Origin of the sequence: Aquabacterium sp. (genome assembly GCF_036273115.1) — a bacterium.
In the GTDB taxonomy this organism is placed as follows: domain Bacteria; phylum Pseudomonadota; class Gammaproteobacteria; order Burkholderiales; family Burkholderiaceae_C; genus Aquabacterium.
Genome location: NZ_DASUIN010000002.1, coordinates 381413 through 407664, shown reverse-complemented (window position 1 = coordinate 407664; position 26252 = coordinate 381413). Strand labels below are relative to the sequence as shown.

At 62.2% G+C, this 26252-nt stretch carries 25 protein-coding genes; 10 read left to right on the top strand and 15 right to left on the bottom strand.

Features of this window, described 5'->3' with window-relative positions; translation table 11 throughout:
- Positions 1-8: 8 nt before the first annotated feature.
- The 3 genes from thrC to VFW72_RS02615 are packed head-to-tail and all read right to left on the bottom strand — an operon-like array spanning position 9 to position 4075.
- Complete coding sequence (gene thrC / locus VFW72_RS02625; RefSeq protein WP_329672704.1) at positions 9-1430, bottom strand: threonine synthase; 1422 nt, start codon at positions 1428-1430, stop codon at positions 9-11.
- A 20-nt stretch (positions 1431-1450) separates the two neighbouring features.
- Positions 1451-2788, bottom strand: a complete 1338-nt coding sequence (locus VFW72_RS02620) for a homoserine dehydrogenase (protein ID WP_329672703.1) — start codon at positions 2786-2788, stop codon at positions 1451-1453.
- Positions 2789-2845: 57 nt separating this feature from the next.
- On the bottom strand, positions 2846-4075 hold the full coding sequence (locus VFW72_RS02615; protein WP_329672702.1) for a pyridoxal phosphate-dependent aminotransferase: 1230 nt from the start codon (positions 4073-4075) through the stop codon (positions 2846-2848).
- 105 nt (positions 4076-4180) lie between these two features.
- On the opposite strand from VFW72_RS02615, the gene VFW72_RS02610 reads away from it, so the two are divergent.
- The 3 genes from VFW72_RS02610 (at position 4181) to VFW72_RS02600 (ending at position 7108) form a co-directional block, all read left to right on the top strand.
- On the top strand, positions 4181-4555 hold the full coding sequence (locus tag VFW72_RS02610; RefSeq protein ID WP_329672701.1) for an Mth938-like domain-containing protein: 375 nt from the start codon (positions 4181-4183) through the stop codon (positions 4553-4555).
- Between the two features lie 96 nt (positions 4556-4651).
- Positions 4652-5131: a peroxiredoxin gene (locus tag VFW72_RS02605; protein ID WP_329672700.1), complete on the top strand. Its 480-nt coding sequence runs from the start codon at positions 4652-4654 to the stop codon at positions 5129-5131.
- Between the two features lie 273 nt (positions 5132-5404).
- A complete protein-coding gene (locus VFW72_RS02600; protein ID WP_329672699.1) occupies positions 5405-7108 on the top strand; it encodes a PhoH family protein in 1704 nt (567 codons plus the stop codon).
- Positions 7109-7194: 86 nt separating this feature from the next.
- Here VFW72_RS02600 and VFW72_RS02595 read toward each other — a convergent pair whose 3' ends face one another.
- Positions 7195-8685 carry an amidase gene (locus VFW72_RS02595; protein ID WP_329672698.1) on the bottom strand — a complete coding sequence of 497 codons (1491 nt, stop codon included), beginning with the start codon at positions 8683-8685 and terminating at the stop codon, positions 7195-7197.
- 141 nt (positions 8686-8826) lie between these two features.
- On the opposite strand from VFW72_RS02595, the gene VFW72_RS02590 reads away from it, so the two are divergent.
- Positions 8827-9852 (top strand): helix-turn-helix transcriptional regulator, encoded by a 1026-nt coding sequence (locus VFW72_RS02590; protein WP_329672697.1) that lies wholly within the window; start codon positions 8827-8829, stop codon positions 9850-9852.
- Positions 9842-10909, top strand: coding sequence for an RNA methyltransferase (locus tag VFW72_RS02585; RefSeq protein WP_329672696.1), 1068 nt, complete (start codon positions 9842-9844; stop codon positions 10907-10909). The genes VFW72_RS02590 and VFW72_RS02585 overlap by 11 nt, the downstream gene beginning before the upstream one ends.
- Here the strand turns inward: VFW72_RS02585 and rlmD are convergent, their stop codons facing one another.
- The 4 genes from rlmD to surE are packed head-to-tail and all read right to left on the bottom strand — an operon-like array spanning position 10910 to position 14935.
- Positions 10910-12343 (bottom strand): 23S rRNA (uracil(1939)-C(5))-methyltransferase RlmD, encoded by a 1434-nt coding sequence (gene rlmD, locus VFW72_RS02580; RefSeq protein WP_329672695.1) that lies wholly within the window; start codon positions 12341-12343, stop codon positions 10910-10912.
- 30 nt (positions 12344-12373) lie between these two features.
- Positions 12374-13294 carry a peptidoglycan DD-metalloendopeptidase family protein gene (locus VFW72_RS02575; protein WP_329672694.1) on the bottom strand — a complete coding sequence of 307 codons (921 nt, stop codon included), beginning with the start codon at positions 13292-13294 and terminating at the stop codon, positions 12374-12376.
- A 10-nt stretch (positions 13295-13304) separates the two neighbouring features.
- Positions 13305-14189, bottom strand: a complete 885-nt coding sequence (locus VFW72_RS02570) for a protein-L-isoaspartate O-methyltransferase (protein ID WP_329672693.1) — start codon at positions 14187-14189, stop codon at positions 13305-13307.
- On the bottom strand, positions 14186-14935 hold the full coding sequence (gene surE, locus VFW72_RS02565) for a 5'/3'-nucleotidase SurE (RefSeq protein WP_329672692.1): 750 nt from the start codon (positions 14933-14935) through the stop codon (positions 14186-14188). The genes VFW72_RS02570 and surE overlap by 4 nt, the downstream gene beginning before the upstream one ends.
- Before the next feature lie 226 nt (positions 14936-15161).
- Between surE and VFW72_RS02560 the strand changes: the two genes are divergently transcribed.
- Both VFW72_RS02560 and VFW72_RS02555 read left to right on the top strand, forming a co-directional pair.
- Positions 15162-15893 carry a response regulator transcription factor gene (locus tag VFW72_RS02560; protein ID WP_329672691.1) on the top strand — a complete coding sequence of 244 codons (732 nt, stop codon included), beginning with the start codon at positions 15162-15164 and terminating at the stop codon, positions 15891-15893.
- 14 nt (positions 15894-15907) lie between these two features.
- The gene (locus VFW72_RS02555) at positions 15908-18244 is read left to right on the top strand and encodes a sensor histidine kinase (protein ID WP_329672690.1); all 2337 of its coding nucleotides are present in this window, start codon (positions 15908-15910) and stop codon (positions 18242-18244) included.
- On the opposite strand, the gene VFW72_RS02550 is transcribed toward VFW72_RS02555, so the two are convergent.
- Together VFW72_RS02550 and VFW72_RS02545 are read right to left on the bottom strand one after the other, a co-directional pair.
- Positions 18229-20019: a GspE/PulE family protein gene (locus VFW72_RS02550; RefSeq protein WP_329672689.1), complete on the bottom strand. Its 1791-nt coding sequence runs from the start codon at positions 20017-20019 to the stop codon at positions 18229-18231. The two genes, VFW72_RS02555 and VFW72_RS02550, sit on opposite strands and share 16 nt — an antisense overlap.
- Position 20020: 1 nt before the next feature.
- Positions 20021-20794: a spermidine synthase gene (locus VFW72_RS02545; RefSeq protein WP_329672688.1), complete on the bottom strand. Its 774-nt coding sequence runs from the start codon at positions 20792-20794 to the stop codon at positions 20021-20023.
- 27 nt (positions 20795-20821) lie between these two features.
- Here VFW72_RS02545 and VFW72_RS02540 point away from each other — a divergent pair, with 27 nt between their 5' ends.
- The 3 genes from VFW72_RS02540 to VFW72_RS02530 are packed head-to-tail and all read left to right on the top strand — an operon-like array spanning position 20822 to position 22460.
- Positions 20822-21400: a DNA-deoxyinosine glycosylase gene (locus tag VFW72_RS02540; RefSeq protein ID WP_329672687.1), complete on the top strand. Its 579-nt coding sequence runs from the start codon at positions 20822-20824 to the stop codon at positions 21398-21400.
- Positions 21397-22077 carry a phosphatase PAP2 family protein gene (locus VFW72_RS02535; protein ID WP_329672686.1) on the top strand — a complete coding sequence of 227 codons (681 nt, stop codon included), beginning with the start codon at positions 21397-21399 and terminating at the stop codon, positions 22075-22077. The genes VFW72_RS02540 and VFW72_RS02535 overlap by 4 nt, the downstream gene beginning before the upstream one ends.
- Complete coding sequence (locus tag VFW72_RS02530) at positions 22074-22460, top strand: diacylglycerol kinase (protein ID WP_329672685.1); 387 nt, start codon at positions 22074-22076, stop codon at positions 22458-22460. The genes VFW72_RS02535 and VFW72_RS02530 overlap by 4 nt, the downstream gene beginning before the upstream one ends.
- Here VFW72_RS02530 and VFW72_RS02525 read toward each other — a convergent pair.
- Genes VFW72_RS02525 through VFW72_RS02505 form a run of 5 tightly spaced genes read right to left on the bottom strand, consistent with a single transcriptional unit; the run spans position 22415 to position 26241 of the window.
- A complete protein-coding gene (locus VFW72_RS02525) occupies positions 22415-23311 on the bottom strand; it encodes a TatD family hydrolase (RefSeq protein WP_329672684.1) in 897 nt (298 codons plus the stop codon). The genes VFW72_RS02530 and VFW72_RS02525 overlap by 46 nt on opposite strands.
- A 9-nt stretch (positions 23312-23320) precedes the next feature.
- Positions 23321-24001 carry an ABC transporter ATP-binding protein gene (locus tag VFW72_RS02520; protein ID WP_329672683.1) on the bottom strand — a complete coding sequence of 227 codons (681 nt, stop codon included), beginning with the start codon at positions 23999-24001 and terminating at the stop codon, positions 23321-23323.
- 12 nt (positions 24002-24013) lie between these two features.
- Positions 24014-24223, bottom strand: a complete 210-nt coding sequence (locus VFW72_RS02515; protein WP_329672682.1) for a DUF2788 domain-containing protein — start codon at positions 24221-24223, stop codon at positions 24014-24016.
- Position 24224: 1 nt separating this feature from the next.
- Positions 24225-24998: a DUF2189 domain-containing protein gene (locus tag VFW72_RS02510; protein WP_329672681.1), complete on the bottom strand. Its 774-nt coding sequence runs from the start codon at positions 24996-24998 to the stop codon at positions 24225-24227.
- Complete coding sequence (locus VFW72_RS02505; RefSeq protein ID WP_329672680.1) at positions 24991-26241, bottom strand: lipoprotein-releasing ABC transporter permease subunit; 1251 nt, start codon at positions 26239-26241, stop codon at positions 24991-24993. Before VFW72_RS02505 ends, VFW72_RS02510 begins: the two co-directional genes overlap by 8 nt.
- Positions 26242-26252: the final 11 nt, after the last annotated feature.

Below are 26252 nucleotides of genomic sequence, written 5' to 3'. Positions count from 1 at the left end.
ATGCTGATTCAGTCAGCGCAATGTTGAACGACGTAGTCCTTCACGGCTTGCGTGAGCTTGGGCATGACCGTGAAGCGCTTGGGCAGCGACTCCAGACCATCCAGGCCGGCAATCCAGTGCGGACGCTCAGGCTGGCGGCCGGTGGCTTCGACGATGGTGTCGGCAAACTTGGCGGGCAAGGCCGTTTCCAGCACCAGCATCGTCACGCCAGGCTTGACGTGTTCGCGTGCCACCTTCAGGCCGTCGGCCGTGTGGGTGTCGATCATGATGCCGAAACGATCAAAAGTATCCTTGATCGTCTTCAAGCGATCAGAGTGTTTGCTGCAACCCGACACGAAGCCGTACTGAGCCACCTTGGCAAACTCTTCGGCAGACACATGGAATTCACCGGTTTGCTCCACGGCATCCTTGAACAGAGCCTTCACGCGCGCACCATCGCGCCCCAGCAGGTCAAACACAAAGCGCTCGAAGTTCGAGGCCTTGGAAATGTCCATCGAGGGCGACGAGGTCTCATACGTTTCAGCGCTGCCGCGCACGCGGTAGGTGCCGGTGCGGAAGAACTCGTCGAGCACGTTGTTTTCGTTGGTGGCCACCACCAGCTGATCAATGGGCAAGCCCATCATGCGAGCCACGTGGCCGGCGCACACGTTGCCAAAGTTGCCCGATGGCACCGTGAACGACACCTTCTCGGCATTCGACTTGGTGGCGTAGAAGTAGCCAGCAAAGTAGTACACGACCTGAGCCAGCAAGCGCGCCCAGTTGATCGAGTTCACCGTACCGATCTTGTACTTGCGCTTGAACTCGAGGTCGTTGGACACGGCCTTGACGATGTCCTGGCAATCGTCAAACACGCCTTCCACGGCCAGGTTGTGAATGTTGGGGTCTTGCAGACTGAACATCTGCGCCTGCTGGAAGGGGCTCATACGGCCGTGTGGCGACAGCATGAAGACACGCACGCCCTTCTTGCCGCGCATGGCGTATTCCGCCGCGCTGCCGGTGTCGCCCGAGGTGGCGCCCAGAATGTTCAACTGCTCACCACGGCGACCCAGTTCGTATTCGAACAGGTTGCCCAGCAGCTGCATGGCCATGTCCTTGAAGGCCAAGGTGGGACCGTTGGACAAGGCTTCCAGCGCCAGACCCGGCTCCAACGGCTTCAGGGGTGTGATCTCATCAAAACCATAAACCTGCTTGTTGTAGGTCTTGGCGGTGATGGCCTTCAGGTCAGCAGCAGGGATGTCGTCGATGTACAGCGACAGGATTTCGAACGCCAGCTCGGCATAGCTCAGGCCGCGCCATTTGGTCAGCGTGGCATCGTCCACCTTGGGGTAGGACACGGGCAGGTACAGGCCGCCATCGGGGGCGAGGCCTTCGAGCAGGATTTCCGAGAAGCTGCGCTGGGTTTGATCGCCGCGGGTGCTGATGTATTTCATGGTCGGTCCAGGGCGAGAGATCAGGCGAGTTCTTCTTTACGCAGGCGCACGATCGGGGCCAGCACGGTGGGCAGCGCTTGCATGGCGGCAATCGCCTTGTTCATGCGGCCTTCCTTGGTGTCGTGGGTCAGCAGGATCAGATCGGTCTGGTTGCCGTTCTCACCGCTCACCTCGTCAGCCTCGCGCTGGATCACGGCGTCGATGCTGATGCCTTGTTCAGCCAGGATGCCGGTGATCTTGGCCAGCACGCCGGTTTGGTCGGCCACGCGCAGACGCACGTAGAACGAGGTCACCACTTCTTCGATCGGCAAGATCGGCAGGGTCGACATCGAATCGTGCTGGAAAGCCAGTGGCGGCACGTAGGAAGCGGCTGGCGCATCGGTCAAACGAGCGATGTCGACCAGGTCAGCCACCACAGCCGAAGCGGTGGGCTCAGAGCCTGCACCCTTGCCGTAGTACATGGTGGTGCCCACGGCATCGCCCTGCACCATCACGGCGTTCATCGCGCCTTCCACATTGGCGATCAGGCGGCGCTGAGGTACCAGGGTTGGGTGGGTGCGCAGCTCAATGCCGGCAGCCTGACGTTTGGCGATGCCCAGCAACTTGATGCGATAGCCCAGTTGTTCGGCGTATTTGATGTCCACAGCCGACAGCTTGGTGATGCCTTCCACATAAGCCTTGTCGAATTGAACGGGAATGCCGTAGGCAATGGCGCTCAGCAAGGTGGCCTTGTGGGCCGCATCGATGCCTTCGATGTCGAACGTGGGATCAGCTTCGGCGTAGCCCAGGCGTTGGGCTTCTTTGAGCACCACGTCGAAGTCCAGGCCCTTGTCACGCATTTCGGACAAGATGAAGTTCGTGGTGCCGTTGATGATGCCGGCCACCCATTGAATCTGGTTGGCGGTCAGGCCTTCACGCAACGACTTGATGATGGGAATGCCACCAGCCACCGCAGCTTCAAACGCCACCATCACGCCCTTTTCGCGAGCCGCAGCGAAGATTTCGGTGCCATGCACAGCCAGCAGGGCCTTGTTGGCGGTGACCACGTGCTTGCCAGCGGCAATCGCTTCCAGCACCAGGGTCTTGGCAATGCCGTAGCCGCCAATCAACTCCACCACCACGTCGATGTTGGGGTTGGCAATGACTTGGCGAGCGTCGCTCACCACTTCAACCGCATCGCCCACCAGTTCCTTGGCGCGCGCCACATTCAGGTCGGCCACCATGTCGATGGAAATGCCACGCCCCGCACGACGGCGAATTTCTTCCTGGTTGCGCTTGAGAACGGTGAAGGTGCCACCACCCACGGTGCCAATGCCCAACAGGCCGACGCGAACAGGTTTCTGGTTATCTTGGCTCATGACGTTTGTACGTGTAATGGGATCAATTCAAAACAATAGACAGGATCGCAGCAGGGATCAGGCTGTGCCGTGACGCTTGCGATAGCCTTCCAGGAAGCGGGCGATGCGGCCAATGGCCTCGGTCAGGTCGTCGCTGTTAGGCAGGAAGACCAGACGGAAGTGATCAGGGTGCGGCCAGTTGAAGCCCGTGCCCTGCACGATCAGCACCTTTTCTTCGGCCAGCAGTTCGTAGGCAAATTGCTGGTCGTTGGCGATCGGGTACATCTTGGGGTCCAGGCGCGGGAACATGTACAGCGCGCCCTTGGGCTTGACCACGCTGACGCCGGGAATGGCATTGAGCAACTCATACGCCAGATCTCGTTGCTTGCACAGGCGGCCTGTGGGTGCCACCAAGTCCTTGATGCTTTGGTAACCACCCAAGGCGGTTTGAATGGCCAACTGGCCTGGCGTGTTCGCGCACAAGCGCATCGACGACAACATGTTCAGGCCTTCGATGTAGTCCTTGGCATGGCGCTTCTCGCCGGACACCACCATCCAGCCGGCGCGGTAACCGCAAGAGCGGTAGTTCTTGCTCAGGCCGTTGAAGGTGAGGAACAGCACGTCATCGGCCAGCGACGCCATCGAGGTGTGGGTGTTGCCGTCGTACAAGGTCTTGTCGTAGATCTCGTCGGCCAACACGATGAGCTGGTGCTCACGCGCCACCTGAATGATTTCCTTCAACAAGCTCTCGGGGTACAGCGCACCCGTGGGGTTGTTGGGGTTGATGACCACGATCGCCTTGGTCTTGGGCGTGATCTTGGCGCGAATGTCGGCAATGTCGGGGTTCCAGTCGGCCTGCTCATCACAGATGTAGTGAACGGGGCGGCCACCAGACAGGGACACCGCAGCGGTGTAGAGCGGGTAATCGGGCGCTGGCAGCAGCACCTCATCGCCTTCGTTGAGCATGGCGTTCAAGGCCATGACGATCAACTCGGACGCACCATTGCCCAGGTAGACGTCATCGACCGTCACACCCTGGATGTTCTTTTCCTGGCAGTAATGCACCACGGCCTTGCGCGGGGCAAACAAGCCTTTGGAATCGGTGTAACCCGCTGCGCCCGACAGATTGCGGATCATGTCCTGCACGATCTCGTCGGGCGGCTCCAGACCGAACACCGCCAGATTGCCGATGTTCAGCTTGATGATCTTGTGCCCGTCTTCTTCCATCTGGCGCGCCTTTTCCAGCACGGGACCACGAATGTCGTAACAGACGTTGGCGAGTTTGCTGGACTTGACGATGGGCTTCAAAACGATCTCCTGGGCCCCCGGCGGCCCGAACAATGGCATTCGGCGCACGCAAACAGGGAAATTTGGGGAAAGCTACAATTTAACCACAGCCATCCATTTCCCTACATGAAACTGCACGCAGACCGCGCAGAAGGCGTCAATGTCATTCACGCCTACACGCGCCAGTCGGTCTCGGTGAACGGCCAGACCTACACACGCTCCATTTTGGTGCCCCCTACGGGCGACATGATCGACTGGCCCGCCACGTCGGTGGCTGAGCTCACGCAAGCGCATTTTCAGCAGATCGCCGACGCTGCGCCTGAGGTCGTGATTTTCGGCAGCGGCAGCACCTTGCGATTCCCCCCGCCCCAAGTTCTGCAACCGCTGATGGCCGCCCGCATCGGCATCGAGACCATGGATACCGCTGCGGCTTGCCGCACCTACAACATCCTGGTGGCCGAGGGCAGGCGTGTCATGGCCGCCCTGTTGGTGGAACCTTGAGGCCTATCCCTGATCAGATCAAGCAACAGCCCTTCGGGGCAGGTCTGACAAGCACTTTATAATCGCAGGCTATTCCTGCTGGCTGATCACTAGAACATGACACCCGCCCTTAACAAACCTCTGCCCGAAATTGAAGCGATCGCCACCGGCGGCGTGAAATTCACCCCCCAAGCTTTTGCGGGTCGCACCGTGGTGTTGTACTTCTATCCCAAGGACCACACCCCCGGCTGCACGACCGAAGCCATGCAGTTCCGCGACAAGCACGACGAATTCGTGGCAGCTGGCGCCGTGGTCTTTGGCGTGTCTCGCGACAACCTCGCTTCGCACGACAAATTCAAGCAGAACCTCGAACTGCCCTATGAGCTCATCGCCGACACCGAGGAAAAGCTGTGTCACATGTTTGGCGTGGTCAAGAACAAGATCATGTACGGCAAGAAGGTCAAGGGCATCGAACGGTCGACTTTCCTGATCGACCCCAACGGCGTGCTGCGGGAAGAATGGCGCGGCATCAAGGTAGCCGGTCACGTCGATGACGTACTCAAAGCGGTTCAGAATCTGGGCCAGCAAGCGGCCTGACCAACAGCCCTCGAAGCAACAGGCGCCCTGCGGGGCGCCTTTGTTTTTTGACATGCAAAACCTACACGAGAGGGACTGCGTGTTGCATCACGCAGACACCTGTTCGCGGCAGGCATGAACTGTGCATAATCAATCGCATGCATCTGGGCTTTTCTCGACACTGCTTCATTCAGGAATACCGACCTGCCGTAGTCTGCGAGGACGCTCAGGCACTGGCCGCACAGAGTTCTGTGCGGCCTTTTTGTTTGTGCCACACCTGCCAGGGACCTCATCATGCCTCTGCCTAAGCCGCCCACCAAACGTGCTGACATGCTGTCCGCTGATGCTTATGTGAATCAGCCCAAACCAGCCAAGAAATCAAGCAAAGGCACCAAACGTACAGCCGAGGTGCAGGCCACACCAGCCGCCCCCGCACCGGTTCTGGAGTTGGTCAAACCTGCTCGCACCGAGCGGGCTGCGCCGCCTGTGGTCGCAGAAAAAGAAGTGGCGGCCACCCCGGTTGCCAGCGCACCTGCTTCTGCGAAATCCAAGCCGACTGCTGGTGCATCCACTCGCAAGCGCAAGCCAACCGACACTGGCCCCGCCAAGCTGTTCGTCCTCGACACGAACGTGCTGCTGCACGACCCCATGTCGCTCTACCGCTTTGAAGAGCACGACATCTACCTGCCCATGATCACGCTGGAAGAGCTGGATGGGCACAAGAAGGGTATGACGGAAGTGGCCCGCAACGCACGCCAGGTCAGCCGTGAGCTGGACGCTCTGGCCACCGATGCAGGCCAGCACCGTCAACTGGACCCCATGGCTGGCATCCCGCTGGCCAAGAACGGCCACATCGAGGCCGGTGGCAAGCTCTATTTCCAGACCACGGCCATGGCCGTGCAATTGCCTATGGGGCTCCCCCAAGGCAAAGCCGATAACCAGATTCTGGGCGTCGTTCAGGCCCTGCGCAATCAGCACCCAGGTCGCGAGGTGGTGCTGGTGTCCAAAGACATCAACATGCGCATCAAGGCCCGTGCCATGGGCCTGCCTGCGGAAGACTACTTCAACGACAAGACCCTGGAAGACGGCGACCTGCTGTACACCGGGGTGCTGCCCTTGCCCGCCGATTTCTGGGAACGCCATGCTAAGGGCATGGAAAGCTGGACCCAAGGTGGCCAGACCTTCTACCGTGTCTCCGGCCCCATGGTGCCTGCCCTGATGGTCAACCAGTTCGTTTACCTGGAAGCGCCCGGGGTGTCGCCCTGGTATGGCAAGGTCACCGAGATCACCGGCAAGCATGCCGTGCTGAAAACGGTCAAGGACTACACCAATCCGAAGAACGGCGTGTGGGGCGTGACCGCGCGCAACCGCGAACAGAACTTCGCATTGAACTTGCTGATGGACCCAGAATGCGACTTCGTGACGCTGACTGGGTCGGCCGGCACCGGCAAGACCTTGATGACCTTGGCTGCTGCCTTGAGCCAGGTTCTGGACGACCGCCGCTACACCGAGGTCATCGTGACACGGGTAACCGTGCCCGTCGGCGAAGACATCGGCTTCCTGCCCGGCACGGAAGAGGAAAAGATGTCGCCTTGGATGGGTGCGCTGGACGACAACCTGGAAGTGCTAGCCCGCAGCGACAACAGCGCGGGCGAATGGGGCCGTGCCGCCACCAATGAACTGGTGCGCAGCAAGATCAAGATCAAGAGCATGAACTTCATGCGTGGCCGCACCTTCCTGAACAAGTTTGTCATCATCGACGAGGCGCAGAACCTCACGCCCAAGCAGATGAAGACCTTGATCACCCGGGCTGGCCCAGGCACCAAGATCATCTGCATGGGCAACCTGGCGCAGATCGACACGCCCTATCTGACCGAAGGCAGTTCGGGCTTGACCTATGCGGTCGACAAGTTCAAGGGCTGGCCACACAGTGGGCACGTCATGCTGGCACGAGGCGAACGCTCGCGCCTGGCTGACTTCGCTTCGGAAGTGCTCTGATTTTTCCTCGCCCCAAAAGCGAAAGCCGAGGCAGATGCCTCGGCTTTTTTCTTGCCTGATTCGGCCCTGCCGCCTCAGGCCTCAGATCAGATCGGTGGTACGCGCTGCGCCCAGGGTTGGGCTTGCTCCAGTTGCCCCGCCAGGCTGAACAACAAGCCCTCTTGCCCCATGGGCCCCATGAATTGAACACCGCTGGGCAAGCCCTCGTCGGTCGTGAACAACGGGACCGACATGGCTGGCAACCCGGTCAGGTTGGCCAGTTGAGTGAACGGCAGCCAGGCCATGTTGTCACGCACCAGTTGGTCAATGCCCCCCGCGCGAATCAGGGCACGCGTCAGGCCCAAAGTGGCCACAGCCTTCAAAGCTGCCACCTGCCAGGCAGGGACCGCCGTGCTGCCATGCGCCCCAGGCGGTGTGGCCAAGGTGGGCGTCAGCCAGACATCATGGCGCTCGAAGAAATGCCCCATGGCCATGGTGCAGGCCTTCGCGACGGTGTGGGCATCGAGGTACTCAGCCGCCGACAAGGCCTGGCCGAGCAAGCACATGGAACGGGTATCAGGCTCAAACCCCTCCCAACCGCACCCAGTCTGTTTGCGCACCTCTTGTACAAACTGGCCAACTTGAACACACCACAGCATCATGAAGCGCCGCGCCGCATCAAAGAAATCAATGTCAGGCTGGGCCTCTTCCACCTCATGACCCAGGTCTTTCAGCAAGGCCACTGTGCGCTCAACAGACGCAACAGCAGACGGATCCACCCCCAGGCCCAGCGGTGAGCGGGTGCTGAAGGCCACCCGCAACTTGCCAGGTGGGCGCGACACCTCCTCAAGGTAGGGCCGTACCGGAGGCGCCAGCAAGGCAAGTGCCCCCACTTCCGGGCCGTGGGTAGCGTCCAGCATGGCTGCGCTGTCGCGCACCGAACGGGTCAGCACATGCCCCATGACACCACCATGCATGTACTCGCTCAACTGGGGTCCCCAAGGGTTGCGCCCACGCCCCGGCTTGAGCCCAAAGAGACCACAGCAAGCAGCCGGAATGCGAATAGACCCACCGCCGTCGTTGGCGCCAGCCAGCGGCACCACACCAGCGGCCACGGCAGCAGCGGAACCGCCAGACGATCCGCCCGGGGTCACCGCCAGGTTCCACGGGTTGGCCGTCACGCCGGAAACAGCCGGTTCCGTCACCCCTTTGGAGCCAAACTCCGGCGTATTCGTCGTGCCCAGCACCACCACCCCTGCATTCAACCAACGCTGAGTCAGGGTGGCCGTCTGCGCGGCGACGTGACCAGATTGGTGCAGGGCCCTGCAGCCGTTGTAGTTGGGCACGCCGGCGATGTCCTGAAACAGGTCTTTGGTCAGGAAAGGCACACCCGCAAATGGGCCAGATGGTTTGCGCTTGACTTGCTCCTGGGCGCGATCTCGTAGAGGGGTGACCAGAAAATTCAGTTTGGGGTTGACCGCCTCCAGGCGCGCCCAAGCAGTGTCCAACAGCTCCTGGGCGCTGACTTGTCCGCTGCGAACCAATTCGGCCAGAGCCAGGCCATCGAGTTGTCTGTATTCCTCGAACTTCACAAACATGCCCTCGTTGTGTTGATGCGATACGCAATTGTCCGAATCACCACCGACGAACCGTGAGTGACAATCGAGCCAATTTGATTGCCATTTCGGGCCAGCATGGTACCCACCCCACACCCAGACTCAGACAAACCCCTGGTTTCCATGTCGTACTGGTCGGTCGTCGAATCGGTACTGAATGACCACGGCATTCAACAGGACTGGATGACCCAACACCCCGCCTTGAAACTCGGGCGCCAGACGGGTCGCCTGCGCTGCCGTGATTACGAGTCGCTGTTGCTGATGGCTTTGCAGGCTTTCGGACAGGCCTTAGGCGTAGAGGCTGGCCTACGCGGCTACCCCACCAAGCACGGCCCCTTGGGCGTGGCCTTCATGAGTTGCGCCACATTGGCCGACGCCATGCAACTGGGCATGCGCTATCACCCCACACGCATGCCGTACTACGACATGCAACTGCACACATCCCCCAACGCCCCCGCCGATTGGATCTGGGTGGATGTGCATGAACGCCTGCATGTGGATGGTCTGGAGCAATTCGGCAAGCTGTCTGCCCTGGTTGAGATCGCCACCCTGATTCGGACGCTGGCCCCTGTGCCGCGAGACCAGTTGCACTTGTATTTCACGATGGCCGAGCCCGATTTCTTCCATCGCTACCAAGATCGGCTGCCGCCCTGCACCTTCGGCTGGCCGGTTGACCGACTGGCCATTCACATCGACGCGCTGAGCGCCCGACTGCCCTCTGCCAACGCCGAAGCGCTCAAAGAGGCCTGCGCTCAATGTGACGCCGAATGGGTGCGACTGGGGCTGGCGGGCACCTGGCGCGAACGCGTCCTGAGCCACCTGCAGGATCCCACGCTCGCCCCGCGAACCATTGAACAGATGGCCGCCCGCCTTTGCACATCGGAGCGCACACTCAAACGCCAACTGCAGAAAGAAGGCTGCACCTTCAAATCGCTGCAAGATGCCGCACGACTGCGTGCTGCCAACAGCATGCTGAGTGATCGGGCTCTGGCCATTGCCGACATCGCGCAGCGAATTGGCTTTGACGACCCGGCCCACTTCACCCGGGCCTACAAGCGCTGGACCGGTGAAGCACCCAGCGCGGTCCGCGCTGCCCTGTTCGAGCAACAGTCCCCAGGCTTGCGTACACTCGCCTCCCATGCGAATTGAAGACATCCGCCAACGCCTGCGTGAGCGCGGCGCCAAGCCCTGCCATGAGCAGCGGGTGCTGCGCCACTGGGTGCAAGCCCGCCCTCATGACAGCGGGCGCCGCCGCCCGCAAGACTTCCTGCCTCAAGAGGTTCGCGACCTGTTGCCCAGCCTGAATGCCGAACTGCAGGGCCTGGCCACCTTGCGCTCGGCCCACCCTGGTGAGGACGGTTCGGAACGACTGCTCGTCGACCTGGCCGACGGCCAGACCGTGGAAAGCGTGCTGCTGCCCCGTGATGGCTTGTGCGTATCCACCCAAGTGGGTTGCGCCGTGGGCTGTGTGTTTTGCATGACCGGCAAGGACGGCCTGCTGCGCCAGGTCAGCAGCGCAGAGATCGTGGCCCAAGTGGCCCTGGCACGCACCCGTCGCCCGGTCAAGAAAGTGGTATTCATGGGCATGGGGGAGCCGGCCCATAACCTCGACAACGTCATGGAAGCGATCGACACCTTGGGTACCTTGGGGGCCATCGGCCACAAGAGCCTGGTGTTTTCTTCGGTGGGCGACCCTCGGGTGTTCGAGCGCCTGCCGCAAGGCCCCGTCAAACCGGCGCTGGCCTTGTCACTGCATACCTCAAGGGCCGATTTACGCGCCCGCCTGCTGCCCAAGGCCCCGCGCCTGAGCCCCGAGGAATTGGTGGAACTGGGCGAGCAATACGCGCGAGCAACTGGCTACCCCATTCAATACCAATGGACGCTGCTGGAAGGCATCAACGACTCACAGGAAGAGATCGACGGCATCGTGCGCCTGCTATCGGGCAAGTACGCGATGATGAACCTCATTCCCTTCAACTCGGTCGAAGACACGCCCTACCGCCGTCCTGAGTGGGAACAGGCCGCCGCCATGGCGCGCCAATTGCACCAGCGCGGCATTCTGACCAAGCTGCGCCATTCGGCAGGGCAAGACGTGGATGGTGGCTGCGGACAGCTGCGAGCCCGGGCACTGGGCGACGATCGCCCCACCCTGCCCCTGCAGCCGCAACCCCAGACCGTGCGCATCGACCGACGCGCACGAGGCTGATCAGGCCTTCTCGAACACCGCCATGCTTTCCACATGGGCGGTGTGCGGGAACATGTTCACCGCCCCGGCCGCTACGCAGCGGTAGCCGGCCTGATGCACCAGCAAGCCAGCATCACGCGCCAGGCTGGCGGGGTTGCAACTGACGTACACGATGCGCTTGGGCGCCACCCAATCAGGCACCAGAGATGGATCCTGATGCAGGTCAGCCATGGCCTTGGCCAGGGCGAACGCGCCCTCACGAGGGGGGTCGACCAGCCACTTGTCGGCGTAGCCATAACCCGCCAACTCCTGCGGGGTGATCTCGAACAGATTGCGCGCCACAAAGGTCGTGGGCGTGCTAATGGCATTGGCCACCACGTTTTCGCGCGAGCGAGCCACCAGTTGCTCGCTGCCTTCGATGCCCAGCACTTCACGGGCCTGTCGAGCCAAAGGCAAGGTGAAATTGCCCAGGCCACAGAACCAGTCGATGACACGCTCATCGCGCTTCACATCGAGCAAGCGCAAGGCCCGGCCCACCAGCACCTGGTTGATGGCATGGTTGACCTGGGTGAAATCGGTGGGCTTGAACGGCATGGTGATGCCGAATTCAGGCAAGGTGTAGTCCAGACCTGGCAGGGACGGATCGAGCGGATGCACGGTATCGGGGCCCTTGGGCTGCAACCACCATGAGATCAGGTGCTCACCGTTGTTCCAGGCGCTGTGCTCCTTGGCAAAGTCCAGCAACTTCTGGCGGTCGCTGTCGCCCAGCGCTTCCAGGTGGCGCAGCACCAGAACTGTCACCTTGGTGCCCACGGCCACTTCGATTTGGGGCAAGCGGTCGCGCTCGGCCATGGAGCCGATCAACTCGCGTAGCGGCATCAGCAAGCGGCTGACGTGAGGCGGCAAGATGGCGCAGGTCTGGATGTCCGCCACATAGCGGGACTTGCGCTCGTGAAAGCCCACCAGCACGGTGTTCTTCTTGGCCACATAGCGCACCGACAAACGGGCACGGAAACGGTAGCCCCAGGTGGGGCCTTCAATGGGGCGCAACAGGGTTTCGGGCTTGACCTTGCCCAGGTGCCAAAGGTTGTCTTCCAGCACGCGCTGCTTCACGGCCACCTGAGCCGAGGCATGGAAGTGCTGCATCTTGCAGCCACCACACACACCGAAGTGAGGACAGCCTGGGGTGACACGCTGCGAGCTCTCGCGACGCATCTCGGTCATCGTGGCCTGTTCCCAGTTGTTCTTCTTGCGGGACACAGACACGCGCACCTCTTCACCCGGCAAGGCGCCGTCGATGAAGACCACCTTGCCATCGGCGCGATGGGCCACGCCCTGCGCTTCCAGATCAAGGGATTCGACCTTCAGCCATTCCTGGCTGGGGTGCACGGGAGCAACCGGCGCAGCCTCAGGAGCCTGCGCCACAGATTCGGTGGAAACGGATTCTTGACTCATCCCCGAATTGTCTCAGGGATGAGCGCTGCTTCAACGTGCGGGCAGCTGTTTTGAGGGGTCGATCGGCTTGCCTTGCTTGCGGATTTCGAAGTGCAACTGCACCCGATCCGCATCAGTGGACCCCATTTCGGCAATTTTCTGCCCCTTGCGCACGACCTGATCTTCCTTGACCAGCAAAACCTTGTTGTGGGCATAGGCCGTCAGGTACTCACCACCATGCTTGATGATGATGAGGTTGCCGTAGCCTCGCAAGCCCGAACCGGCATAGACCACGCGGCCGTCGCCAGCCGCCAGCACGGGGTCGCCTTCCTTGCCGCCAATGGCCAGGCCCTTGCGCTTGCCTTCCTCAAAGCCACCCACAACCGGCCCGTTCGATGGCCAGATCCAGGCGGGCTCGTCCGCAGTGTCTTTGGACGATTCGGACGCCGAAGACGCGACAGGAGCCGGCGTCTGTGCCGTAGAAGACGCAGCAGAGGCCACCACACCAGCTGCCCCGGCAGGCTTGGTGGCTGCGCTGGCCACAGGGGCCGCGGCGGTGCTGCCCTTGCCATCCAGCCCCTTGGCTTCGACTTTGGGCACACTGATGGGCTTGGCCGCGGGCAAGGTGCTGGCGGCATCCACCGACGGCGGCACCACGCGCAGCACCTGACCGACCTCGATCAGATTCGGGTTCTCAAGGTTGTTCCAGTTGGCAATGTCGCGATAGTTCTGCCCCGATTCCAACGCAATGCGAATCAAGGTATCGCCCTTGGCCACGGTGTAGTAACCGGGTTTGCCGGCGTTTTCGGCACCGGGCGGAGGCTTGGGTGCGCTGACATTGCCACTGCCCGAGGCGCCACCGGAACGACCGCGATCTTCCACGGGCGCGCGATGGTGCTGGGTGGCACAACCGGCCAACAGGGACAACAGGACAGCCAAGGAGGCCAGACGGAAACGGGAAGTCATGAGCATGAGCGTCACTTCAAGTGATGCCGGATTTTAGTGGCACGAACAGAACAGCTCCGGCGCGAGTGTGCTGCAGACTGCCATCGGGCAGGCGATCCACCACGGTCAGGACCTGTCCCTGCCCGCGGCTGTCTTCCATGGGCGCGATCAAACGACCACCCGGCGCCAACTGGTCCAACCAGGCCTGGGGCAAGGCCGAACCACCCGCAGCCGCGATGATGGTGTCATAAGGCGCCTGCGGCGGATGGCCCACCATGCCGTCGCCGTAAACAAGACGCACGTCTTGCCACGCGGGCACATGCTGCCGAATGACATCGAGATTGCTGCGCGCCTTGAGGTGCAGATCGCGCAGCCGTTCAATGGATACCACGTGCCGGGCCAACAGGCTCAACAAGGCGGCCTGGTAGCCACACCCGGTACCGACTTCAAGGCAGGCCCCCAAAGGACGAGCGGGGTCCACGTGCGGCAGCGTCAGGCCAGGCCGAGCGCACAACAACTGCAACATGGTGCCGACCACAGAGGGCTTGGAAATGGTCTGCCCCAGGCCAATGGGCAGACTGGTGTCCTCATAAGCCTGATTGACCAGCGCCGTGTCCACGAACAAATGCCGAGGCATGCGTGCAAAGGCCTCCAGCACCGCCGTGTGCGTGATGCCGTCAGCCCGCAGCCGCTCGACCATGCGCAAGCGCACGGGCATCGAGTCCAGTCCGACACCTTGGGGCACCGTGTGTCGACGGCGGTCCTGTTCGATCTGATGCAGATGGGCCTGGGGCCTCAACACTTCGCGTTGAACAACGGGGCCTGCACGACCACGAGGCCCGCCGCTGGGGCTGGCCACCTTGTCGAGCGGCAAAGGAAACCGCTTGGGCGGCTTGTTGTCTGACGACCGCCCGTGGCTCATCGCACACCCAACCAGCCGTGCCAGGTGGGCATGGCACCGTGATCGGTCATGTCAACCTGCAAAGGCGTGATCGACACACCGCCGTCGCGAGTGACTTGAAAGTCGGTGCCATCGCCCTCTTCCCGGGCATCGCCGGCAGGCCCGATCCAGTAAATCGTGTCGCCACGCGGATTGGTCTGCGCAATGGCTGGCCGGCTGGCATGACGGCGCCCCAGACGGGTCACGTGCCAGGGTGCCTCTTCCAGGTCTTCGATGGCAGGCATGTTGACATTCAGCAGCCAAGGCCCCGTAGCGGGCGGGCGCGCCAGAACCGACTCGACCACGCGACGGGCCACCCGGGCAGCCTTGTCCAGATGCCCCCAGCCTTTGTCCGTCAGGGAAAAAGCAATGGCCGGCACCCCGAAAAGATAGCCTTCGGTGGCCGCAGCCACTGTGCCCGAATACAGGGTATCGTCGCCCATGTTGGCACCATTGTTGATGCCCGACAGCACGAGGTCCGGCTTGGGGATCAAGCCCGAGGTCAAGGCCAGATGCACGCAGTCAGACGGCGTCCCGGTGACGAAATGGAAGCCGCTGGGAGCCGTGTGCACGGTCAGCGGGTGGTGAAGGGTCAGGGCATTGGACGTACCGCTCGCGTTGCGTTCTGGCGCAAACACGTCGATATGACCCAGGCCCTCGCAGGCTTTGACCAGAGCAGCCAGCCCTGGGGCCAGATATCCGTCGTCGTTGGCAATCAGAATACGCATGGGTCTATTGTAAAAGTCCTCGGCCAAGTCGCCGAGGCATTAGGGTAAGCCCTTTTGGTGTCTCCTCCCCGTCAAACCAAGGGGGGTGTCCCGCGTGACGGCGCCTGTCTGCGCACTGATAATGCGCCGGTACCCATCATCCAAATGGATGAGCCCTGCACCCCAGCTGTCCAAGGGGAAACCATCAACCCAGGCTTGCCGACAGGCCCGCCTCGGGAGGAGCTTCATGACTGTCAAGGTTCTGATTCTGGAAGACAACCCCGTAGCCCGCAGCTTCCTGAGCCGCGTGGTACGCGAGAGCTTCAGCGACGTCAGCAGCATCACCGAGGCTGGCGACCTGGAAGCCGCTCGCCGTCTTCTGGGTTATGCCCCGGGCGGGCAGGCCGTTGCCGACCAAGCCCCCTATCAGCTGATTCTGGTCGACCTGGAGTTGCCAGACGGCAGCGGCATGGAGTTGCTCAAGGAATTGGCAGCTTACCCCGCCACCCGAATCGTGACCACGCTGTATTCGGACGACGAACACCTGTTTCCTGCCCTGCAATGTGGCGCAGACGGCTATCTGCTGAAAGAAGACCGTTTCGAAGTGCTGGTGGAAGAGTTGCAGAAGATTGTGCGTGGGCAGCCGCCCTTGTCGCCAGCCATTGCCCGCCGCCTGCTGACCCACTTCCGGACCGGCGAAGGCGCCTCGTTCGGGCAAGGCAATGGTCATGCCACAGCCACGGCCCTTCATCAGCCAGCCCACGCAGTGGCCGCCCCCTTGGACCATGAACGCCTGACGCCTCGGGAAAGCGAAGTGCTGACCTACCTCAGCAAGGGCTTCACCATCAAGGAAATCGCTGCCCTGATGGGCATCAAGTGGTTCACAGTGAACGACCACATCAAATCGATTTACAAAAAGCTGAACGTATCCAGCCGTGCTGAAGCCGCTGTTCTAGCCAGCAAACAAGGGCTGGTCTGACCCAGTAGGCTGGCATGTCCGCCTCATTCCCACCCCGAAACGATCCGGACGAAGCCCCCACGAGCCAGATCACCTCGCACTGGCCCAGCCTGGAGGCAGTCCTGCAGGGGCCGCTCGAAATGCCCCGCTGGCTGGGCTGGCGGCTCAAGCTCTTGGTGGTCTGGGTGCTACTCGGCTGCGCCCTGGTGTTCGGCATAGCCAACTGGCTGATGAGCCAACCCAAGTTGCCCCTGACGCTGCGGGGGACGCCCGATGGGCTGGTGAGGGTTCACAGCGTGGACTACCCCACCTTGCAACGGCTGGAGGGCCGCGTGCTGACCTCTGTGGCCTGGCACGCTCAAGACCCGGCCATCGCGAGCGATGGTCGCCAGATTGCGCCAGTCGACCTGCTGGTACTGCAGCGATCGGCCCGCTGGATCAGCCAAGCCGAATCGCGACAACGCTACTTCGATGAGCACGCGGCTCTGGCAGCCCTGCTGTCAAATTGGCAAGCCGGCAAAAGCATCATGGTGGACCTGGGCTTCCAGTCTGGCCCCACCGAATCGGTGCTGATCGCGCCGCGTGGTCTGATGGGGCTGAGCCCCTTGTTCTGGGTTCTCAGCCTGCTGTCGCTCATGGTCTATGCCGTGGGCGCCGTGGTCCTGCTGGCCAATCCGCAATGGCGCAACGTGGCGTTTGCCGTGGTGGCGGTGTGTCACAGCGTCGAACTGGCCCTGATCGGCATATCTACCAGCCTGGACCTGTTCACGCCCCAAGGCTTTCTCGTTTGGGACAGCCGCATCCGCGCCGTGTGCGATTTGCTGATCACCTCGACCATGGTCATCCTGGCAGCCTTGCATCCGCGCCCATTGCCGCGCTGGCATTGGGCCGTGGCCGGGGCCGCCTCAGGCATGCTGGTCACGCTTGCGGGGTTGGCGCTCTTGCCCATGACCTGGCGCTGGTGGTGGCTGCAGGGGGCATGCGCCACGATGGGTTTGGCCGCCATCGGTGTGATGACGCTGAATCATCACCACGTTCCCCACCCGTTCACGCTGATCATGCGTCGCTTCGCCTTGATCACGCTCGCATCGTGGTTGTTGCTGAGCCTGGCCATCGCCGTGGGCATTCAGCGCGCCGACATGCAGCTCAATGTGGCCACATTCGGGGTCATGACCTGGCAGGTTTTCGCGGCGTCCCAGTTACTGCTGTCACCCTACCTGTCACGCTCCAAACTGATCTTGCAGGAGTTCTCTCTGCTAGCGGCATCAAGCACAGTAGCGGCCTCGCTCGACTTGTTGTTCGTGGCCATCTTCTCGCTGGGTCAGTTCACGTCGATGACCTTGTCGCTGTTCCTGTCGTTCGGGGTGTATTTGTCAATTCGGCGCTGGCTGATGACCCGTCTGCCAGGCCGAGACCCCCTGACCACCGAGCGCCTGTTTCAGCGCCTCTACCGCATTGCTCGGGAAGTCGAAAGACAACCCGAAGCCCTCGACAACTCGTTGATGCAGTTGATGCGCGAACTGTTTGATCCGCTTGAGGCCTCCCTGCTGCAAGGTTCGGTCGGGGCTGCCACCCTCAAGGGCAATGGCTCGGTGCTGCTGATGCCGCTGCCGCAACTGGATCGTCCTCACTCCGACTCGGGGCGTGTGCTGATTCTGAAATACGCCAAGAAGGGCCAGCGCCTGTTCACCGGCGAAGACGCCCGCCTGGCCGATCGCATCGTAGAACAACTGCACCGAGCCATGAACTTCGACAAAGCCGTTGAGCAAGGCCGCAGCGAAGAACGGCTGCGCATTGCGCAAGATCTGCATGACGACATCGGCGCGCGTCTGTTGACCCTGATGTACCAGGCCCCCAACCCGGCCATGGAGGAGTACATCCGCCACACGCTACAAGACCTGAAAACCTTGACACGCGGGCTGGCAGCACAGTCCCACGCCCTGTCGGAAGCAGCAGGCGAATGGAAACGCGATCTGAGCCAGCGCCTGGGCGCTGCCCGCTGCGAGCTCGAGTGGCAGCTTCAGATCGATGTGGATGTGGTGCTGACCATGGTGCAATGGTCAGCGCTGACTCGCATCCTGCGGGAACTGGTCAACAACACCATCAGCCATGCCAAGGCCAACAAGGTCCATGTGAGCGTGACATTGGAGCAGGATCGCTTGACCCTGGTCGTGGCCGACAACGGCGTGGGAGTGGAGCCAACCACCTGGTCTCACGGCCTGGGTCTGGGTGGCGTGCGCAAGCGGGTCAAACAACTGGGCGGCGTCGTGCGCTGGATGAGCAATGAGCCGCGCGGCATTCGTTGCGAGGTAGTCGTGGAGCCCTTCTCGGCGTCAGCCGGCCAAGCCCCCGACCCTCAGGTTTCCCACTGAGGCGTGTTGCGCAGCACTTCTTCCAGGGTGGTCAAACCCTCGGCCACCTTCATGGCGCCAGACAAACGCAGCGGGCGCAGGCCTTCCTTGGCCGCGGTCTTGCGCAAGGCATGCATGTCAATGCCAGGGTGCATGGCATGGCGCACGCCCTCAGACACGGGCAGCAGTTCATACAGCCCCACGCGCCCCTTGTAGCCAGTCATTCGGCATTCCAGGCAGCCCACGGGCTTGTAGGGTTGAATCTTGCCGTTCATGCGCCAAGGCCGGATCACTTCGGCCAAGGCTTCTGGCGTCAGATCATGATCGGGCTGTTTGCAGCTGGGGCACAAGGTGCGCACCAGACGCTGGGCCAGCACACCGATGACGGTGGCACTGATCAGATAGGGTGGCACCCCCAGATCGGTGAGGCGGGTGATGGCCGAAGCCGCATCGTTGGTGTGCAGGGTAGAGAACACCAGGTGGCCGGTCAACGAGGCCTGGATGGCCATTTCCGCCGTTTCCAGGTCACGGATTTCGCCCACCATGATGATGTCGGGATCTTGCCGCATGAGGGCTCGCAGCCCTTCGGCAAAACTCAGGTCAATACCGGGCTGCACCTGGGTCTGATTGAAGGCCGGCTCGATCATTTCGATGGGGTCTTCGATGGTGCAGACATTGACCTCGTCAGTGGCCACGCGCTTGAGGGTGGAATACAAGGTGGTGGTCTTGCCCGAGCCAGTGGGCCCGGTCACCAGAATGATGCCGTGCGGGCGACCCACCAATTGCTCCCAGATCTGGATTTCATTGGGGGCAAAGCCCAGCGCATCAAACGACTTGACCGTGTTGTCAGGGTCGAAGATCCGCATGACCAGCTTTTCGCCAAAGGCTGTGGGCATGGTCGACAAGCGCATTTCGACTTCGTCGCCACCGGGATTGCGGGTCTTGATGCGGCCATCGAGCGGGCGGCGCTTTTCCACCACGTCCATGCGCCCCAGCAGCTTGATGCGAGCCGTCATGGCCTGCATCACCGCCAAAGGCACCTGGTACACCGTGTGCAGCACCCCGTCGATGCGGAAGCGAATGGCCCCCATTTCGCGGCGGGGCTCGAGGTGAATGTCGGAAGCACGCTGGTCAAACGCGTATTGCCATAACCAGTCAACCACCTGGATGATGCCCTGGTCATTGGCATCGAGCTGGCGATTGGTCTTGCCCAGCTCCACCAGCTGCTCGAAGTTATGCACCACCGAGTCACCGGTTTTCTTGCTGGCATCGCGAACCGACTTGGCCAGGGTGTAGAACTCGGTGCGGTAGCGCTGCAGGTCCAGCGGGCTGGACACGACCAGGCGAATCTTTTTCTTGGTGTGCGCCAGGATCTCGTCTACCCAGGCCACATCGAGCGGCTCGCAGGTGGCAATGGTGATGTCGGTCAACCCCACCTGCACGGGCAGCGCTGAACGGCGCTCGGCGTAGTTGATGGACATGACCTCGGCCACACGACCCACGTCGACCTTCAGCGGGTCAATGCGCAAATAAGGCAATCCGAGATGGCCAGCCAGCCATTCGGTCAGCGGCTCCAACTCCAAGGCGGCCCCGGTGTCGGCCCGCTTGAGCCCGAGGCCCGCCAGACGCACCAGAGGGTGCTGTGAGCTGCTGCCTGCGGCAAAGCGCTGCCGCACCAGTTGGGCGTCTTGCTCGGTCAGCACGCCGTCTGCCGTCAACCAGGACAAGACCAGCACCCAATCCAGCGGCCCTTGGTGGGTGGAGACGCGACGTTTGGAGTGGGCTGATGCGGTCATCTCAGGACTTCTTCGAAAGCTTGGGCGTGAAGGTAGACAGGAGCTTGACCCATTTTCGCGCAGGCAAGTCCCATTTGGTCTGCAAAGTTTCGGCTCGTTGAGCCAGCACTTCTCGTTCAGGCAGGTCAAACCCCTTCCACGCCAGGACGATGGTGTTGCCCTCGGTGGTGGGTTTCAGCATGGCAACACGGTCCTCGCCGAAGGCGGCCCGAATGCGCGCAGCGCTGCGATCGAAACTGGCATCACGTCCAAACAGGTTGACGGTCATCACCCCGCCATCATCCAGCACGCGCCAGCAGGCGCGATAGAAGTCTTCGTCGTCCAGCACAGGGCTGGCGGCCTCATGGTCATACAGGTCGACACAGAGGGCGTCAGCCGACGCAATGTGGCGATCATCTTCAACGTACTTGGCGGCATCCGCCTTCAATACCGTCAATCTTTCATCATTTTCTGGCAAATGAAACCAGACTCGGCACACCCCGATGACGGCGGGATTGATCTCCACCGCCGTGGTCGGCAGCCGCAAGACACTGTGACAGTACTTGGTGATGGCCGCCGCGCCCAGGCCCAGTTGCAAGCAGCGCGTGTCAGCCAGATCTTGCGGGTCACGCAGCAACAACCAGGCCATCATGCGCTGGATGTAATCAAGTTCCAGCTTGGTGGGCTTGCTGATGCGCATGGCGCCCTGAACCCAGGGGGTGCCCAGGTGCAGATAGCGAATGCCGCGTTCTTCGGAAATGGTGGCTTCGGCCAGTTGGGGTTTGCTGCGTTTCACGGGGGCGAGTGTGGCACAGTCATTGCCATGTGTTCTGCTACGTCGCCCTCCGATTCGAATGCCGCCCGCCGTCTACAAGGGTTGCCGCCCGTGGTGGGGCCAGGAGCCCGGCTGCTCGTTCTGGGCAGTTTTCCAGGCGCGGCATCCCTGGCTGCCCAGCAGTATTACGCCCACCCTCGCAACCAGTTCTGGCCCATTCTGTCGGCCATCTGGGGGTTGAGTGGCTCAGAAAGCTTGCAAAACCTGCCCTACCCCGATCGCCTGCCCGTTGCGATGCGACATGGCTTGGCGATCTGGGATGTCTACTCGGCTTGCATGCGCGAAGGCAGCCTCGACAGCGCCATCGAAGCGGCTGAACTGAACGATCTGGCAGGGCTCATCCGAAGCACGCCAACCTTGCGGGGCATTGCCCACAACGGTGGCGAATCGGCTCGCCACATCAAGATCACCCAGGCGCTGGGCTTGCCTGTGTTCAAGCTGCCCTCCACCAGTCCGGCCAATGCATCGTGGTCTTTCGAACGCAAGTTGGCTGCCTGGCAGGCCGTGTTCGAACAGACCGGCACCCATGTGTTGTTGCCCACTTCAGTGGAGGCCACCCGATCATGAACACGCGCCTTGACCTCCCGCCCAAAGTGCTGTGGCCGCTCTTGCTGCTGGCCGCGTCGGCCTGGGCCTTTGTGAAAATCGCGGGCGAAATGCTCGAGGGCGATACCCATGCCATCGACATGATGGTCTTGCAATGGTGCCGGGTGCCCGGCCAGGCATCGCTGCCCATTGGGCCCCAATGGTTCCAGGAAGGGGTGCGAGATCTGACCGCTCTGGGCAGCCCTGCGGTGCTGGCCCTGGCGGTGGGGGCGGCATGGGGCTATTTGATGCTGGCCGGACGCAAGCCTCTGGCCTGGCTCACGGCGGTGGCCACCGGGGGCGGACTGTTGACAGCCATGTTGTTGAAGAACCTGTTCTCGCGAAGCCGCCCCGATGCGCTCTACCACGCCACGGTGGCCAATGGCTATAGCTTCCCCAGCGGGCACGCGATGATGTCTGCCGTGGTGTTTCTGACCCTGGCCGCGCTGCTGGCACGCGTGGCCCCGCGCGTGCGTCTGCGGTGGTACATCATGGGCATCGCCCTGGTGTTGACGGGGCTGACAGGCCTATCTCGCGTGTATCTGGGGGTGCACTGGATCTCGGACGTGGCCGCGGGCTGGGCGGCCGGAGCGGCCTGGGCCATGGGTTGCTGGCTGATCGCGCACCGGCTGCACATCGGACAGGAATTTCGCTCATGAAGGGGCAAAGATGGCTGACCCGCCTGGGTTACGCGTTTGCTGGCTTGCGCACAGCTTGGCTGACCGAAAAGAGCCTGCGCACCCACGCCTTAGCCACCGCAGGAGTGATGCTGGCGCTGGTCATCACGCGGGCCCCGGCAATGTGGTGGGCAGTGATGGCACTAACCATCGGCCTGGTCCTGGCGACAGAACTCATCAACACGGCCATCGAGACCTTGGCCGATCACCTGCACCCCCAACGTCATGAAGCCATTCGAGTGACGAAAGACGTTGCGGCGGCGGCGGTGCTGGTCAGCAGCACGGTGGCACTGCTGGTGGCTGCCGCCTTCGTCGTGGATCAGGTCTTGCCCATGCTGGGAATGTCGCTGCCGATCAAACCTTGAGCAGCCCCTTCGGCGACCAAGCTCGTCAGACGCGGCAACGCAGCCAGGGCATTGCGCTGCGTCTGGGCTTCGACCTCGGCCGGCGTCCAGCCACGCACTTGCGCCAAGGTCTGCGCGATGCGAGGTAACTCGGCGGGCTCATTGCGACTGCGTTCGCCCTGAGCGCGCTGCTCGGCTGTTTTGTACAACCAGTGGGGCGGAATGTCGGGCGCGTCGGTTTCGAGCACCAAGGCCTCGGCCGGCAGATCGGCTGCCAGACGGCGTATTTGCAAGGCGCGGTCGTAGGTCATGGCCCCGCCAAACCCCAGCTTGAAACCCAGTTCAATGAATGCCAGGGCTTGCTGGTGGCTGCCATTGAAGGCATGCACAATGCCCCCCGCCACAGGCTGCCCGACATCGCGGCAACGCCTCAGGTGCTTGAGCAGCACGTCGGCACTGCGCCGCACATGCACGATGACGGGCAACCCATATCGGGCTGCCAGCTTCAGCTGCTCAGCATAAAAGGTTTCCTGCAGGGCTCGACTGGCTTCGTCTTGCAACTCGGGCACAAACCAGTCCAGCCCGATTTCCCCCACGGCGACCAGACGCGGGTCATGCGCGGACTGTGCCAGCGCTTGCGCCAGTTGCTGCAAGGCATCGTGTGGCACCGCTTTCACGTACAAGGGGTGAATGCCCAAAGCATAAGCGCCCTGGCACGCCTGCGCTGCGTTGCGCGAGGTGGAGAAGGTGGCCGGTGACACGGCGGGGATGACCATCAAGCCCACGCCAGCGTCACGCGCGCGAGCCATCACCTGTGCGCGATCGGCATCGAATTCAGGAGCGTCCAGGTGGCAGTGGGTATCGATCCACATGCCTGAACCTTACTGCGCAAACAGCCCGTTGACCAGGTGATGGCGTTGATCGCAACGGGCTGCCAAGGCCGTGTCGTGCGTGACCATGATCACCGACGTGCCCTGATCGGCTGCCAACTGCAGCATCAGGTCGAAGACCACATCGGCTGTGTTGCGGTCGAGGTTACCGGTGGGTTCATCGGCCAACACACAGGCGGGCTGGGTGACCAGGGCGCGAGCCACGGCCACGCGCTGGCGCTCGCCCCCCGATAGTTCGGACGGACGGTGTTCGGCACGGTTGGACAGGCCCACGCGGGCCAACCAGGCACGCGCTTTGTCTCGTGCTTGCGCCAGAGGCTCCCGGCGGATCAACCAGGGCATGGCCACGTTATCGATCGCGGTGAATTCGGGCAAGAGGTGGTGAAACTGGTAGATGAAGCCCAGGTGCTGGTTGCGCCAGGCGCCTTGCTCGGCAGCGCTTTGGTCAGACCACGACCGGCCCATCAGGCGAACGGTGCCGCTGGTAGGCACGTCCAGCCCGCCCAGCAAATGGAGCAAGGTGCTTTTGCCCGAGCCCGAGGCCCCGACCACCGCGACGGTTTTGCCACGCTCGACACTCAGATCCACGCCTTGCAGGATGGTCACATCCAGCGGCCCTTCGTGAAAGCGCTTGATCAAGCCCTGCGCCTGCAGGATGACGGCATCAGTCATGCGTGACCCCGGTCAGATGTTCAGCAGCCAGGCAATGACATTCTTGGCGATGAAGCCCAGCATGCCAAAGCCCAGAACAATGAACAACACGAATGTGCCAAAGCGTCCGGCCTTCGACTCCCTGGCCAGTTGCCAGATGATGACGAACATGTAGAGGATGAAGCCCCCTACCCCAACCGTGAGGCCCAGCTGAGCAATCTGCTCTTCTGTCAAACCAAACATCTCAAACCTTTTCGCGCACCACCAGGTCGCGGTAGGCGTGCCAGCTGGCATGACCCAGCACCGGCATCACCAGAATCAATCCGAACATCAGGGTTCCCAGACCCAGCAGCGTCAGCACCATGACCACGCCGGCCCACAGGCCGGTGGCGACGGGGTTGGCCAGCACCGCACGCCAACTGGTGAGCACGGCACGCTGCACACCCACTTGACGGTCCATCAGCAGGGGAATGGCGATCACACTGGAAGCGAACACGGGGGCGGCCATCAAGGCCCCCACCACCAACCAGATCTCGAACAGGCCAGGCTGCGGGGCCAATACCACCCGCTGGAGGAAATCGGTCGGCGTCGTCACCGGAGGGTGGACACCCAAGCTGATGAGCGCCGCCGAGGTGATGACCCAGCCCGTTCCCAATACGGTGAGCAAGATGCCGAACTGGATCAACCGGCGATCCAGCGACGCCCAGACCGCCCATACAGTCGAAAAATCAGCGCGCTCGCCGCGAACCAGCGCCCGGCTGACCGCATACAAGCCCGTTGCCAGCAAGGGCCCCACCAGCAGGAAGCCGGAAAACGCCCCGGCCAGGACCCAGAATCGATCCCAGGCCAACCAGAGGGCGAAGCCGCCAAACAGCGCTGCCGCAGCGCCATGCGCCAAGCCGACCTGGGGCGCTTCCATGAAGTCAGCCCACCCCCTCACCAACCAGATCCAGGCGCGCAAGGGATGGACCTTGCGAACCCGCAGTGGTGTCTTGGGCAAGGGGTTGTGATCACTCATATCGCAGGGCCTCCGCGGGTTGCACACGACTGGCGCGCCAGCTGGGGTAGAGGGTGGCCAGCAGCGCCAGAATCAAGGAAATGACGGTAATGGGCAGGATATCCGACCATTGCGGATCGCTGGGCATCTTGCTGATCAGATAGATGCTGCCGGGCAGAAAACTGACACCCAGCAACCTTTCGATGGCCGGCACGATCACGTCGATGTTGAACGCCACCAATAGCCCCAGGCCCAAACCACCCAGGGTGCCCAAGACACCCGACATGGCGCCTTGCACCATGAAGATGCCCATGATGGAACGCGGCGTGGCCCCGAGCGTGCGCAAGATGGCAATGTCGGCGCGCTTGTCGGTCACGGTCATGACGAGAGTGGACACCAGGTTGAACGCCGCCACTGCCACGATCAGGGTCAGGATGATGAACATCATGCGTTTTTCCACCTGAACCGCTTCGAACCAGTTGCGGTTGGTGTGGGTCCAGTCACGCACCAGCATCTGGGGCATGGTCTTCGACAGCTCATCGCCCACGGCACGCGCACGCTGAGGGTCTTTCAGCTTCAGCTGCACGCCCGACACCCCACCCGTGCGGAACAGGCGGGCCGCGTCGTCGGCATGCATCAGCGCCAGACCCGAGTCGTATTCGTAATGCCCCGCCTCAAAGAGCCCCACCACCGTGACCTGCTTCAAGCGTGGTACCACGCCGGCTGGCGTGACCTGACCGCTGGGGGCCACGAGGGTGATGGTGTCACCTTCGCGCACCCCCAGGCTGCGCGCCAGCTCGCTGCCCAGCACCACACCCCAACCACCGGGCTGAAGACGCGAAAACACCGACACCATGCGAGCCGCCAAGGGGGTGACCTGCGCTTCTTCAGCGGGCACGATGCCGCGCACCATCACGCCACGCATGTCTTCCCCGCGGGCAATCAGGGCCTGCGCGGGCACAAAGGGTGCTGCGCCCACGACATCAGGCTGTTTGCGCGCCTGCTCGGCCACCGCACGCCAATCGGCAATGGGGCCGCCCAATGCGTCATACAACTCGACGTGGGCCACCACCGACAGCATGCGGTCACGCACCTCCTTCTGGAAGCCGTTCATGACCGACAGCACGATGATGAGGGCCGCTACGCCCAGCGCAATGCCGATGACGGACACACCGGAAATGAAAGAAATGAAGCCGTTGCGACGGTCGCTGCGGCTGGCGCGGGTGTATCGCCACCCGACACGCCATTCATAAGGTAGGTTCATGGTGACAGGAG

Bases quoted from the DNA above. Each gene is read 5' to 3' on its own strand.
- VFW72_RS02595 (WP_329672698.1), bottom strand. From the start codon at position 8,685: ATGTTTGTGAAGTTCGAGGAATACAGACAACTCGATGGCCTGGCTCTG.
- VFW72_RS02515 (WP_329672682.1), bottom strand. From the start codon at position 24,223: ATGTTTGGTTTGACAGAAGAGCAGATTGCTCAGCTGGGCCTCACGGTT.
- VFW72_RS02525 (WP_329672684.1), bottom strand. From the start codon at position 23,311: ATGTGGATCGATACCCACTGCCACCTGGACGCTCCTGAATTCGATGCC.
- VFW72_RS02570 (WP_329672693.1), bottom strand. From the start codon at position 14,189: ATGAGCCACGGGCGGTCGTCAGACAACAAGCCGCCCAAGCGGTTTCCT.
- VFW72_RS02585 (WP_329672696.1), top strand. From the start codon at position 9,842: ATGCGAATTGAAGACATCCGCCAACGCCTGCGTGAGCGCGGCGCCAAG.
- VFW72_RS02620 (WP_329672703.1), bottom strand. From the start codon at position 2,788: ATGAGCCAAGATAACCAGAAACCTGTTCGCGTCGGCCTGTTGGGCATT.
- VFW72_RS02520 (WP_329672683.1), bottom strand. From the start codon at position 24,001: ATGACTGATGCCGTCATCCTGCAGGCGCAGGGCTTGATCAAGCGCTTT.
- VFW72_RS02575 (WP_329672694.1), bottom strand. From the start codon at position 13,294: ATGCTCATGACTTCCCGTTTCCGTCTGGCCTCCTTGGCTGTCCTGTTG.
- VFW72_RS02560 (WP_329672691.1), top strand. From the start codon at position 15,162: ATGACTGTCAAGGTTCTGATTCTGGAAGACAACCCCGTAGCCCGCAGC.
- VFW72_RS02540 (WP_329672687.1), top strand. From the start codon at position 20,822: ATGTGTTCTGCTACGTCGCCCTCCGATTCGAATGCCGCCCGCCGTCTA.
- VFW72_RS02590 (WP_329672697.1), top strand. From the start codon at position 8,827: ATGTCGTACTGGTCGGTCGTCGAATCGGTACTGAATGACCACGGCATT.
- VFW72_RS02600 (WP_329672699.1), top strand. From the start codon at position 5,405: ATGCCTCTGCCTAAGCCGCCCACCAAACGTGCTGACATGCTGTCCGCT.
- VFW72_RS02550 (WP_329672689.1), bottom strand. From the start codon at position 20,019: ATGACCGCATCAGCCCACTCCAAACGTCGCGTCTCCACCCACCAAGGG.
- VFW72_RS02510 (WP_329672681.1), bottom strand. From the start codon at position 24,998: ATGAGTGATCACAACCCCTTGCCCAAGACACCACTGCGGGTTCGCAAG.
- rlmD (WP_329672695.1), bottom strand. From the start codon at position 12,343: ATGAGTCAAGAATCCGTTTCCACCGAATCTGTGGCGCAGGCTCCTGAG.
- surE (WP_329672692.1), bottom strand. From the start codon at position 14,935: ATGCGTATTCTGATTGCCAACGACGACGGATATCTGGCCCCAGGGCTG.
- VFW72_RS02530 (WP_329672685.1), top strand. From the start codon at position 22,074: ATGAAGGGGCAAAGATGGCTGACCCGCCTGGGTTACGCGTTTGCTGGC.
- VFW72_RS02555 (WP_329672690.1), top strand. From the start codon at position 15,908: ATGTCCGCCTCATTCCCACCCCGAAACGATCCGGACGAAGCCCCCACG.
- thrC (WP_329672704.1), bottom strand. From the start codon at position 1,430: ATGAAATACATCAGCACCCGCGGCGATCAAACCCAGCGCAGCTTCTCG.
- VFW72_RS02605 (WP_329672700.1), top strand. From the start codon at position 4,652: ATGACACCCGCCCTTAACAAACCTCTGCCCGAAATTGAAGCGATCGCC.
- VFW72_RS02505 (WP_329672680.1), bottom strand. From the start codon at position 26,241: ATGAACCTACCTTATGAATGGCGTGTCGGGTGGCGATACACCCGCGCC.
- VFW72_RS02610 (WP_329672701.1), top strand. From the start codon at position 4,181: ATGAAACTGCACGCAGACCGCGCAGAAGGCGTCAATGTCATTCACGCC.
- VFW72_RS02535 (WP_329672686.1), top strand. From the start codon at position 21,397: ATGAACACGCGCCTTGACCTCCCGCCCAAAGTGCTGTGGCCGCTCTTG.